The sequence below is a fragment of the Arthrobacter sp. Z5-13 genome (genome assembly GCF_056499105.1).
Genome location: NZ_CP096460.1, coordinates 2,639,366 through 2,651,514, shown reverse-complemented (window position 1 = coordinate 2,651,514; position 12,149 = coordinate 2,639,366). Strand labels below are relative to the sequence as shown.

Below are 12,149 nucleotides of genomic sequence, written 5' to 3'. Positions count from 1 at the left end.
AAATGGCCACCAGGGAGTTCAATGATCACCACAATAGAAGCCGACCGCTATTTCCACATCACGGGGCTTACCACCACCGAAATCGACGACGGCATCAGCATCGCCGTCAGATTGGCCCACACCCACTCAAGAAGGGACGGCTGGGAAGGGGTACTAGTGACCCGCCATGAACCTGGCCTGTACACCGTGAACCTAAGCAGCGAAATCCCTTATGGCATCACCATAGAACGAGACTTGGACGGCAGAATCGAAGACACCGGATTCGAGCATGAGTCCGTCCGTGCCGGACTGGAAGCTCACGAGTACATGGAGAAGGCCCGGGTCGACAATGACAGTGACGTCTGGTGGGACACGACCATCCAGGGTGAGCGGCCCTGACCACGGTCGGAGTGCACTACAGCCTCACCATCCGCCACGTTCTCGAGGCTTGCTGCGCGGGAGTCGGTGGAATCCGATTCCTGGGTCGCTTTCTTCGAGCTGTCGCCCGCCTGAGCGTTCCGACTGTGCGAGCTGTGCACCGCCGGCTGGGGCGACCGAGTCTACGTCGATGCCGTAGCGGGCCTTAGCCTCCTGCCGGATCCTCTCGGCGGCAGTCCTTGCTACGTCGTCGTCGTCCTTCCAAGCCACGGCGACGGCACAATTTTCGGCAATTGCCTCGGGATGGGGCGACCAGTGGTAGGAATCCGTTGACCCGGCTACACCTCAGTGAGTCCGGATCCACTCTGCGACGCGGGCGAGAGACGGAAGCCCGGCAGCCGATGTCGGATCCGAGAGGAAACCGTGCAGAGCCTGATCCGCGAGCAGATACGACACGTCGCCACCGCTTGCGTCGAGCGTCGCCCTGAACGCTTCGGCCGAAGACCTGAGAGAGTCGTGCTCTGCTGCCAGGATGAGCGTCGGCGGCAGGTCCGGCCCTTGAATGTCCCCTGGGAACGCAAACTGGTCGAGGGGATCGTTCGCCTCTCCCACGAGATTGTCGCCCATCTCGCGAACCCATGAACTGCTGAAATAGGTCATGCCGGCTCGTTGTCGGACGCTTTCGATCGCACCTGGGTCCCACTGCGGCAGATTTCGATGAAGTGTCGGATACGCGAGAACAAGGCCTCGAGGACGGTTATTGCCCGCCCGGTCGCCTCGCAACGCTACCGAAGCAGCAAGGCTCGCCCCCGCGCTGGCACCTCCTAGAAAGATCCGCTCGTGGTCTGCCTTGATCTCGGTTGCCCAGCTCACAGCGTGCCGCCACCCGGCCTCGACGTCTTCCAAGAGCGCCGTGAAGCCCAGTCCGTCAAGTGCTTTGCGGTACTCGAGCGAGAGCACCGCGATCCCCTGTGCCGCGAGCTCGTAGCCGGCCCAGTTGGCTTCTGCTATCTCGAGCTCGCCGCCGATGAAGGCGCCCCCATGTATCCACACGAGGAGCGAGTCCGGATTTCCTGCTGCGGGAACGTATCCGCGCGCCGCCTGGCCGCCGGGGATCAGCACATCGGTACGCGTCACGTCCCGGTACGCCGGGAACTTGTCGAGGAGGTATTCCGTTGGAAACGGGTTGGAGAGATCAAACGTCCCGGCCGCCAACATCTCAACTACGCTTGCGAGGGGTGGCATCCCGGATGGGTCGGGGGCGTCGATTCTGTCGGTCATTGTGATCGGCCTTCGTAGGTTGTCGTTTTCGAAATAAAGAGCCTTGCGTTTGGGACCTGGCAGGTGGTGGTTGTCCGCGGTGCCGCAGCGTATGTTCCCCGCTCACGCTTCAGGTCTTGGCGTGATAGCTCCACTTCTAAATCTATGTACCGAGATAGCGTCCAGTCCGATGGTTCAGCGCGAGGATCAAATTGAGGAGCGTCGCGCCCACCCTAAGAGCCCCACCATAAGCGGCGGGACAAACGCGAAGGTGGAGAGCACCCCAAAGGTTTCATTTGGCTTGATTCTTGCTGCACAAGGAGTAGCCGTCCTCCTGCATCAACAGGAGGCGGCCGCGCCCGTCGTCGAACCTCACCCATCCACCGGAACCATCGAGCAGGCTCGCTTCCACGATCCCGACACCGACGTCTTGCCCGTAACGAGCGACCTGGACGGCTCCTGACAACGGAAATTTCCGCCAGTCTTGACTGAAGAGCGCCGGAGTCCCTCCCTCCGCTGGTGAGACGTCAGTCCCCTTCGATGGCGTTAGCTTGGGAACAGGGTCACCGGCCGGCAGCCCCGACGGGGGCTGGCGCCTGATCACCTTCTTGCCTAGCCTAAGCAAGGCTGCGTTCTCGTCGCGTTCGTAGCCGAGTTCGCTAATCACGAGCAGAACCCGCTCACGAGTGGGCCCGGCGACTGTGCTGGGTCTGTTCATTACGTTCGAGACTGTCGAGACGGAGACGGCTGCGGCCGCCGCCACATCGTAAATCAATGCACGTTTCGCCATTTCTACATCCTTAGATATGCAGTGCGGTCGAACTCTCTCTGTCTGCCGCGTCCAGCGTGCTCCTCATCCCGTCTGCCCTCTCCGCAGCGAGCTCGGCGGCAAGATCACGTGAATATGGACTCGCAAGCACGCTCTCGCGGCTATCGGAATACTCCTCCGAGGGCAACGCCCTTGGTGATGGTGCGATTGAACACGAGGTAGACGATGATCAGGGGGATCGTCGCGAGCGTCAGCCCGGCGAAGATCGCTCCGGTGTTACTCGCAAACTGCCCCTTGAAGTCGAGCAAACCAACGGGGATGGTGCGACTGCCGGGAGCCTGCAGGAGCACAATCGCCAGTTGTGTTTCACCCCAGACGAAGAAGGCATTGATCATGCCCACCGAGACAATCGGGCCCTTCGACAGGGGAAGGACGATCTTTACGAAGGTCTGGACTCGTCCCAGCCCGTCGATTGCTGCAGCCTCCGCGAGCTCCGAGGGGAATCCCAGGTAGAAGCTGTGCAGGATCAGCACGCACGTGGGGAGGCACAGCGCGATGTACAGCACTCCCAGTGCCCATGGTGATCCCAGCAGATCGAGGGCGTTGAACGCGGTGTAGTACGGGATCAACAGCATGATCAGAGGCAACGTCGTCGCCACCAGGAACAGTCGAACGACCATCATCCGCACCCGGGCCGTTGCGAGCGTCGCGAAGTATGCGGTGAACGCTCCGATGAGCAAGCAACCTGTGATCGCCACGGTTGTGACTATCGCCGAGTTCAGCAGATAGACCGCGAAACCTTGGCCGCCTGGGGCTCCCTTCCACGCGTCAACGAAGTTCTGCGGATGCCATTTGACGTTGAAGAGTCCCAGCGGATCAGTGTAGATGTCCGTGTTCGATTTGAACGCCAGCAGAATGATGAGCGCGAACGGGATGATTGCGAGCACACTCCAGAGGATTGCACCAGTGTGGCCGACGACGGTGCTGGCGCGAACGCGGGTTTTGCGGGTCATTCGTCTACCCCTTTCCGGGATCCGAGGGCTTGTCCGGCGAGGCCGACAACGAGAAGAAGGAGACCACCGACGACGCTGACAGCGGCGGCAAGGCCGAAGTCGGCGAAGAGGAACGCATCTTTGTAGACCTGCACCGGCAGGATGGTGGTCGCGTTTCCGGGCCCACCTAGGGTCATTCCCCACACCAGGGTGAATCCGTTGAAAGCCCAGATCACCTCGAGAAGCACAATCATGGAAAGCACCGGACGCACGAGCGGCAGCGTGATCGAAAAGAACTGTCGGATCCGGGATGCACCGTCGATCGACGCTGCTTCGTACACGGAGACGGGCACCTCCTCCATCCCACCGAGAATGACGAGGAACGCGAACCCCACACCCGCCCAGACGGCCACGGCAATGATGACGTACATGGCAGTGGAAGGATCGGCGAGCCAGGCATGTGTACGGCCGAGACCGATGGCGCCCAAGAAGGCATTTACGGCACCCGACCGGGGCTGCACGGACAGCGCCCAGAAGACTGCAACGGCCGACGGCGGCGCAATCGCGGGCAAGAACCAGACGACGCGGTAGAAGGCCTTCCCTCGAATGCCCCCGGACACCAGCGCGGCAAGAACGGTCGCAATAGCGGAGAGGGTGAGCGCGGCTCCGACGCCGAGAGTGACAGATCGGAACAGGGCGTCACGCACAGCGGGGCTTGTGAAGGCAGCGACGTAGTTGTCCATACCGATGTACCGGGCTTCGCCGATACCGGGCCACTGAGTGAAAGAAGTCCGGACCAGATCGATAATCGGAAGGCCAAAGAACACCGCGAGGATGATCAGGCCGGGTGCGAGCATCCACCATACTTCACGGGGTGTCCCCCGCCGTGTCGCTGATCGTGGAGTTTGTCGTGAGCGTCCGGATTCGTTGGGAAGGACTGCTGTCACTGTTTCGAGTGAACTCACCATACGCCTTTCTTGAAAAACATGAACGTGTGCCGCCCGCCACTGCGGGCGGCACACATTCGGGTTACTTGTTCTGGGACTTATATTTGTCGAACGCGTCCTGCTGCGCCTGACCGACCTGTTCCGCGGTGGTCTGTCCGCTGAGGAGCTGCTGGATCTGTGGGTCCATGAACGATCCGCCGAGGGAGCCGGGGAGAGTGGCGGTCAAGCCGAGGCCGAATCCGACCGAGTTGGTGTATTCGACGATGCTCTGCACCACGGGCCCGAGACCGGGAACGTCCGACGCTTTGACCGTATTGACGGCGGGAAGGGACCCTACGTTCTCTGCAGCGAACTTCTGAACATCGTCGGAAGAGTACACAGCCAGGAACTTCTTGGCGAGGTCGATGTTCTTCGACGTCTTCGGAATCGCCAGCGTGTCACCGGCGTACAGCGTCGGAAGGGTCGGCTGGTCTTTTGCGCCGGGGAGCAGGAGCCAGTCGTACTTGAAGCCGACGTCGCCGATAACGGAAGGGATCCAGGCGCCGCCGAGGAACATAGCGGCGTTACCCGCGGTGAAGGACGCCTGTGCCTGGTCTCCCGCGGCGCCGACCATTCCTTCCTGGAAGACGTTCTTGTCGTTCCACTCTTTGATCTGTTTGAGCGAATCCGTGAACGCGGGGCCGGCGTACTTCTCTTTGGGGTCCATTCCCGGCTGCCACGACACGAGGTAGTCTTTCAGCGCGTCGGGCGAGTTCGCCTGCAGCTGCGCGTCCTGAAGCCACGCGAGCTGGTACCCGGCTGCCCCTCCGGCGGCGAGGCCGTCATATCCCGCGGCGTCGAGCTTCCCGACCATGTTGTACAGTTCGTCGTTCGAGGCGATCTGGTGGTTGGCCGGTGCAGTGATTCCTGCCTTCGCGAACGCGTCCTTGTTGTAGTACACCACGTTGTAGAAGGTGGTATCGAACAGCGCGAGATAAGGAGTGCCGTCCCATTTGAGGGCCCCCGCGATTGAGTCGCCGTAGCGAGACTCGAGGTCAGCGTCGGCCCATAGGTCATCGAGGGGAACGAGTGCATCGGCCTTCATCAGGTCGGAGTAGGGCTGAGCGTTGAGCGGCACGAGGCCGATATCCGGAGCATTCGAAGATGCCATGATCTGTGAGTTGGTGGTGGCCTTCTGCTGCTCGGTCACCGTCTGGAATTCGACGGTCACCCCGGGGTTCTCCTTCTTGAAGATCTCGGCTGCGTACTCGAAGGCAGGCTGCTGGACCGACTGGACTTGCACAGTCAGTTTCTTCTCGGCGCCGTCTCCTTCTGGGGTGCCGGGCGTGCAGCCGGCGAGGGCGAGCGCAGTGACGCCTATGAAGGCGCTGATCGAGAGAACGCGCTTGCGTGCTCCCCGCTGAACCTGGTTATGGTGCATTTTCACTCCTTTGTGGTTGCTGTGTGACATCAGTGATTCTGTAGGGTGAATCGTTTCGCTCTGTCCGGGTAAATATAGCACCGGCGGAGCTGGGTGTCTCGATTTATTTGCTACATTTCGTTCTTCCTCGCCGATTCGCGGGAGAGAAACGTTATGCTTTCGGGTTATCTCGTGCCTCCTCAGCCGCTGGCAGCCCGAAGACGACCGCGTTGAGCCCCCCGTCCGTGCGGACAATGCAGAGAGGGTTGTCTGCTACCACGATGATGGAGTCGCGGTGCCGCCACGCAACCCACCAATCGCTACCGGTGATAGTTACAGTGTCGGGCTCAATCGGTGACCTGTCGAGCGTGTAGGGCTTCAGATTCTGACTCCATTCGCCGAACCCTTCGAGGGTCCGGCGCTGGAGGTCGGGAATCCGCCCACTGGCCTCCGGTCCGATGTTCAGCAAGAGACGGCCCCCGCGCGCAACTACGTCGGCGTACAGACGAGCAAGCTCGCGCGCAGAGAGCGTCAAGGATTCATCCTCTGTGCGGTTGTAACCGAACGAGAACCCGAGCCCGCGGTTGTGCTCCCAACCCACCCCGCGCTCGTTCTGGGTATCGTGCGAGTACTCGCTGGTCCGGTAGTCCCACACCGGCGCGCCCCATCGGTCGTTGACGATGCCATCAGGCACCACATGCTTGTAGTACGCCAGTAGTTGCACGAGAGAGCCGTCAGCCTTACCCGCGTCCGGCCATTCGATGTCGTTCCAGATCACTGCAGGCTTGTAGCGGTCAATCAAGTCACGGACGTGTGCGGTTGCGTACTCGGCGTACTCCGCGTCGTTGGGACGGTACTCCGTAACATCGGACATCGACTCGATAGGAGGGAAATCCGTGAAGGCCCAGTCAAGCCCGCCCGAGTAGTAGACCCCGAAGCGCATTCCCTCTTTACGCACAGCCTCCGCGAGCGGTGCAAGGAGATCGAGCTTGGGTCCCCGAGCGACCGTGGACAGACGCCCGGCACCGGGCGCGTCCCACAGGGTCACCCCGTCATGGTGCTTCGTGACGGGGATGACATAGTCCGCACCGGCCCGATGAAACAGCCGGGCCCATTCGGACGGATCGAACTGGTTGGGGTTCCATTGATCAAGGAAGGCGTCGTACGTGTTGTCTCCGTACTCAGCGGCATGGTGTAGCGCCGCCGGCGATCCCGCGATCCGGGATGTGTTCGCGTACCACTCGGCGTACGCGTTGTGGGAGAACCATTTCTCTTCGGGTACAGCGCCCCATGCACCAGTCGGCTCGGCCCATGCAGGAACCGAGTAGGGCCCCCAGTGGATGAAAATGCCCAGGGTGGACTGTCTGGCCCATTCGGGCAGGGTGGGACTATCGGTCATTACTCTCTCCTTGGCGTGGTCTGGCGAGACGCTGCTTGGCGCCTGCCTGGTAAGTGGTCATGGTTTTGCGACAAAGCGAAACGACTAAAGGTTCGCGGATCATGGGTACACTCGGGATAGCATCGTTATGAGCGCGAACGGTGCCCATAACTCGCGATACGAAGGATCGAAATTGTCGACAAACAACAGATCTCCCGCAACTTACAAGGACATCCAGCGATTGACTGGTTTGTCGTTGGCGACGATTTCGAAGTACTACAACGGGCGAAACGTTCTTTCCTCGAACCGAGAAGTGATTGAGTCGGCGGCTTCGGAACTGAACTATCGACCGAACGCGTTCGCCAGCAGCTTGAGGCGCGGTGTGACTCGAACCGTCGGCGTGTTGCTGCTGCCCTCTTTTCAGGTTCCCTTCCACCTCGAGATCGTCGTCGGAATCGAAAAGTACCTGCGAAGTCAGGGCATCGGAGTGCTCCTGACCTCCAACGAGCAGGACGGAACTCCGTCCAGCGTCAATGCAGTCGAGCTGTTGCTCAGCAGAAGGGTCGATGGCATCATCGGCGTTCCCGCGCTGTCGGACTCCTCGGCGCTCGAGACCGCCGTCTCGATTGGCATCCCTGTCGTCACGGTGGACTGGTGCCCAAGCGGCCTTGACGCGGACTCCGTCACCCTTGACAACGTGCAGGCGGGCAAGGTTGCAACCCAGCACCTGATCGACCACGGCCACCGAACCCTCGGCGCCCTGGTGGGCGACGAAGGAATGTGGAGCCTGCAGGGCCGGCTTGACGGCTTCCTCGCAGCGGCTCGCGCTGCCGGCATCACCATCGCCGAAGACCACATCCAACGCGCCCCTCTGAACGTGGAGGACGGATATGCGGCGATGATGCGATTGCTCGCGGCGGACACGCGCCCCACTGCGGTGTTCGCGGGGAACTACGACCTGACAGTAGGCGCCGTGGCCGCCCTGAACGACTCGGGGCTCCGCCTCGGGCGCGATGTCTCCCTCGTTGGTTTCGACTCTGTGGAGCTCGCTCAGGTAACGCGCCCGAAACTGACGGTCTACGTGCAGCCCGTCGAACAGATCGCGACCGAGGCCGCTCGAATTATGAATGCCCGGCTGGACAATCCGGACGGGCCGAGGAGTCGCGTAGTTCTGGAGCTTCCGGGGCACCTGCAGATCGGTGCGTCGGTTCGGCGGCTGAGCGACTGAGCCCCTGGGCCAATCCTTCTGAAGAGACATGAGACTCCTTGAGCTAACAGTAAGGCGAAACGTTTCACTCAGAGTAGAGCGCCACGCAGCGCAAATCAACTGTGTGGGATATCGCCTGATCGACACAGTTCGCGTAAAGGCGCGTGTTCACGGGGCCGCAACGCCTAGCTCCGCAAAGCAGAACCATCTGGACGTCCCGATTGGCATGTCATAACGTTTTTCCCGATTTGTGGAAGCGACCTCCGCGCGATCTACCGGGAGCACATCCGGGAAGGGCCGGAACCTGCGGGTCAGGTCATCGCACTTGGCCCCGGCGTCACCGATTTGGAACTCGGCGACCGCGTCGTCATTTACCACATCAGTTGATGCGGGCTGTGCCGCGACTGCCGCCTGGGATACCAGATCAGCTGCACTTCTTCAGGACGTCGCGCACACGGCTGGCATCGCGATCGCGGTCACTCCGACCTGCTTGTGACCAACCGCCATGATCTTCTCTGACTTGCTGACAGCATGACCTATTTGGACGAGCCTGCGTTGCCTGTGGATTCGGAACCGCGTACGAGGCTCTCCTGAGGCTCGACCCTTCTGGAAGAGACAGGCTGCTCCTGATGACCGGCCCACTTTGTTGATTATGCTGAAACGATTCGTACCTGACGCGTCCGTTTCGCTCATCAGGGGCCATTTCCGTCGCAAAGGTAGGGGTTGACCTGCGAATGATGTAAGCGTAACGTTTCGCAATGGTGATTCGGAGGCGACGCTAGCTCCTCGTCGATAAGACTTGCAAAGGTGCATTCGTCCATCGAGGACGATTCTGTTGTCGAGCTTCGGTTGTCGTCACGACCCCTCGCGGCGGTCCAGCGACATGGAAAACGTCCGGATCTACCTGGTCGGGCGCGTACCGATCTTGCAGCCCCGTCACTTTTCCGACCATGTTCGACCTTCCGCAACAGCCACCTGCAGCGGACACTCACGCTTCCCAATGACCAACCAAACGAGGCTTCACTTCCCTAGTCCATTGGAAGCGCGGTTTTGTCTGAACCCAACGAAAGGAAGAGACAATGATGTACTCACCCACCTCAAGACCGAAAAGAGCTGTCGCAAGACTCCTCGTTCCGGTGTTGATCGTGACTGCACTCGCGTTAGCGAGTCCATTCACTGCAGCAGCAGCAACTAACCCCGCGACGGACGACTTCGAACGCGCCGACGGAGCCCTCGGGAGCTCGTGGACGTCGGACCGCGGCACCTGGAGTATCGCGAGCGGGGCCGCCCTGGCAACCAGCGCGACCAGCAACGCCGTCGCCACCTACACCCCCCTGCCCATTGCCGTCGACTACGCCGTCTCGGCGCGGATCAACCTCGTCACAACCGGAACTCCCGGTGGATCAGAGTGGGCAGGTGTTGCCGGCAACGTCCAGGGCACCACAGCCTCGAACCTGAACTACTACCTGCTCCGGGTCACGACCGGTTCCGGAACAGGCACCAACGGGCGCTGGCAGTTGCTGAAAATGACCAACAGCACTAGCACCGGACTGCTCGCCAGCGGTACCATCGCCGCCGCGTACGGCACGCAACTCGACCTGACGCTGACTCGCACGGGCAACTCCTTACGGTCGCAAGTACTCAACGCAGGGTCGGGAGCCACACTCGCCGATCAGACGTACACCTCGGCTGATCCGAATGTCACCGGTGGGCGTGCTGGACTGTATTCCAACAGCGGAAACCTGAGAGCACAGACTTGGGGTCTGTCGACGACCATCCCCGCGGCGGACGACTTCGAACGCGCGAACGGAGCCCTCGGGAGTTCGTGGACATCAGATCGCGGTGCCTGGAGTATCGCGAGCGGTGCCGCATTGGCAAGCAGCTCGACCAGCAACGCCGTCGCCACCTACAACCCCCTCGCCCTCGGCGATGACTACACCGTCTCTGCGCGGACCAATATCGTCACGACAGGAACTCCGGGAGGATCCGAGTGGGTGGGCGTGGTGGGAAACCTTCAGGGCACGAGTGCCACCAGCCTTAACTACTACGTGCTCCGGGTCACGACCGGTTCTGGAACGGGCACGAACGGGCGCTGGCAGTTGCTGAAGATGTCCAACAGCTCGACGGCCAGCGTGCTCGCCAGCGGCACAATCGTTGCCGCGTACGGCACGCAACTTGATCTCACGCTGACACGCACGGGCAACTCATTTCGGTCGCAGGTAGTGAATGTGGCATCGGGAGCCACGCTTGCGGACCAGACCTACACCGCTGCTGTCGTTGACCCGAATGTCACGGGGGGCCGTGCGGGATTGTATTCCAACAGTGGAAACCTGCGCGCTCAGACCTTTAGTGTTTCGACGACCACCCCGGCTGCTTCGCCTCCCGGCCCCCTCAACTGCGCGCCCGGGGGAGAGAGCTACACCTACCCGGATCCCAACCTGACTGTCGTTTCGACCAGCACGGTGGGATCGACCTGGGCCGGAATGCAAGTGACGCAGCGACTTCTCACCGACGGAAACGACCAGTACGTCGCGTACTACGACGTGAACCGCGGCATGACCGTAGCCAAGCACACGATCGGCGGCGCCTGGACCTACAAGCTCCTCCCGTCGACTATCGGATGGGACAGCCACAACTACATTTCCATGGGGCTTGACCGGAGTGGAAACCTTCACGTCTCAGGCAACATGCACAACGTTCCGTTGGTCTACTTCCGCACCACTGTCCCCGGCGACATCAGCACGTTGGTGAAAGTCAACAACATGGTGAGTACGTCAACGGAGACCTCGGTCACCTATCCCGAGTTCGTGAACCGCTCAGACGGCAGCCTTGTTTTCAGCCACCGGAGCGGCGGTTCCGGTGACGGTGTGACGTACTTCAACGTCTATGACGAGGCGACGAGTTCGTGGTCGCGCCTCGTCTCTCAGCCGATGTTCGACGGCAACGGGTCTGCAAGCAACCCTTCGGGTACCTGGAGTTCGTACTTCCAAGGTCCGACCAAGGGACCCGACGGGTGGTTCCACATGATCTGGGTCTGGCGGGACTCGGGTGACGCGGCGACGAACAGCATGCTGACGTACGCGAAGAGCCAGGACCTGGTGAACTGGGTGACGAACAGCGGAACGCCTTTGACGACGCCGCTCAAGTACGGGCAGGGTGACGTGATCGACCCGGTCCCCGATTTTGGTGGACTGCTGAACGGTAACGCGAAGATCGGCTTCGACCCCTCGGGGAAGGTTCTCATCACCTACCACAAGTACGACCCTCAGGGCCGGTCGCAGGTGTACGCCGCGCGTCCCACGGCCTCCGGCACGTGGCAGGTCAGTCAGATCACCGACTGGACCGGACGATGGAGCTTCGGCGGCTTCGGGAGTCTCAACTTCCAGGTCGCTATGCAGGGTTCTCGTGTGCTGTCCAACGGCGACATCAGCGTTGACTTCTTGTGCAACGGAAGCAGCGGCAGGCAGTCCATCATCATCGACTCGTCGCTGAATCGGATTGCCCAGGTACCCACGCAGCCGCTGCCCGCTTCGGTGACAACGGTGACCGGCACCTTCCCGGGGCTACAGGTCATGGTCGAAAATGACCTCGCCGGCGCCACAGCGGGCGGGCAGTACATACTGCGCTGGGAGACGTTGCCGGGCAACGCGGACCAGCCGCGGACCAGCTATCCGACAGGAGGCAGCACGCTTCAAGTGATCCTCCTCGACTAGCGGTAAGTCGCTCGAAAAACGGCCTCTGCTTGGCGGCGAGGCCGTTCTTCGCGCGACTATTTGACCGCACCCATACCTAGGAAAATTACTGTGACCACAGAAACTGTGGACACGTCTGCGAGCAGAG

At 61.2% G+C, this 12,149-nt stretch carries 10 protein-coding genes; 4 read left to right on the top strand and 6 right to left on the bottom strand.

Annotation, left to right across the window (positions count from 1 at the left end; genetic code table 11):
- The first annotated feature begins 21 nt into the window (after positions 1–21).
- Entirely contained in the window at positions 22–378 is a 357-nt protein-coding gene (locus tag M1E02_RS12550) for a hypothetical protein (protein ID WP_479374600.1), read from the top strand.
- Positions 379–702: 324 nt separating this feature from the next.
- On the opposite strand, the gene M1E02_RS12545 is transcribed toward M1E02_RS12550, so the two are convergent.
- From M1E02_RS12545 to M1E02_RS12520, 6 genes are all read right to left on the bottom strand, one after another.
- On the bottom strand, positions 703–1,638 hold the full coding sequence (locus tag M1E02_RS12545) for an alpha/beta hydrolase (RefSeq protein WP_479374599.1): 936 nt from the start codon (positions 1,636–1,638) through the stop codon (positions 703–705).
- A gap of 271 nt (positions 1,639–1,909) precedes the next feature.
- The gene (locus tag M1E02_RS12540) at positions 1,910–2,407 is read right to left on the bottom strand and encodes a LacI family DNA-binding transcriptional regulator (protein WP_479374598.1); all 498 of its coding nucleotides are present in this window, start codon (positions 2,405–2,407) and stop codon (positions 1,910–1,912) included.
- 140 nt (positions 2,408–2,547) lie between these two features.
- Positions 2,548–3,399 (bottom strand): carbohydrate ABC transporter permease, encoded by an 852-nt coding sequence (locus M1E02_RS12535; RefSeq protein ID WP_479374597.1) that lies wholly within the window; start codon positions 3,397–3,399, stop codon positions 2,548–2,550.
- The gene (locus tag M1E02_RS12530; protein WP_479374596.1) at positions 3,396–4,235 is read right to left on the bottom strand and encodes a carbohydrate ABC transporter permease; all 840 of its coding nucleotides are present in this window, start codon (positions 4,233–4,235) and stop codon (positions 3,396–3,398) included. The genes M1E02_RS12535 and M1E02_RS12530 overlap by 4 nt, the downstream gene beginning before the upstream one ends.
- 172 nt (positions 4,236–4,407) lie before the next feature.
- Complete coding sequence (locus M1E02_RS12525; RefSeq protein ID WP_479374595.1) at positions 4,408–5,745, bottom strand: ABC transporter substrate-binding protein; 1,338 nt, start codon at positions 5,743–5,745, stop codon at positions 4,408–4,410.
- Positions 5,746–5,896: 151 nt separating this feature from the next.
- Positions 5,897–7,123 carry an alpha-L-fucosidase gene (locus M1E02_RS12520; RefSeq protein ID WP_479374594.1) on the bottom strand — a complete coding sequence of 409 codons (1,227 nt, stop codon included), beginning with the start codon at positions 7,121–7,123 and terminating at the stop codon, positions 5,897–5,899.
- Between the two features lie 172 nt (positions 7,124–7,295).
- On the opposite strand from M1E02_RS12520, the gene M1E02_RS12515 reads away from it, so the two are divergent.
- The 3 genes from M1E02_RS12515 (at position 7,296) to M1E02_RS12505 (ending at position 12,022) form a co-directional block, all read left to right on the top strand.
- The gene (locus tag M1E02_RS12515; protein ID WP_479374593.1) at positions 7,296–8,330 is read left to right on the top strand and encodes a LacI family DNA-binding transcriptional regulator; all 1,035 of its coding nucleotides are present in this window, start codon (positions 7,296–7,298) and stop codon (positions 8,328–8,330) included.
- A gap of 210 nt (positions 8,331–8,540) precedes the next feature.
- Positions 8,541–8,696, top strand: coding sequence for an alcohol dehydrogenase catalytic domain-containing protein (locus M1E02_RS12510; protein ID WP_479378145.1), 156 nt, complete (start codon positions 8,541–8,543; stop codon positions 8,694–8,696).
- Between the two features lie 692 nt (positions 8,697–9,388).
- Positions 9,389–12,022 (top strand): BNR repeat-containing protein, encoded by a 2,634-nt coding sequence (locus tag M1E02_RS12505; RefSeq protein WP_479374592.1) that lies wholly within the window; start codon positions 9,389–9,391, stop codon positions 12,020–12,022.
- Positions 12,023–12,149 lie beyond the last annotated feature (127 nt).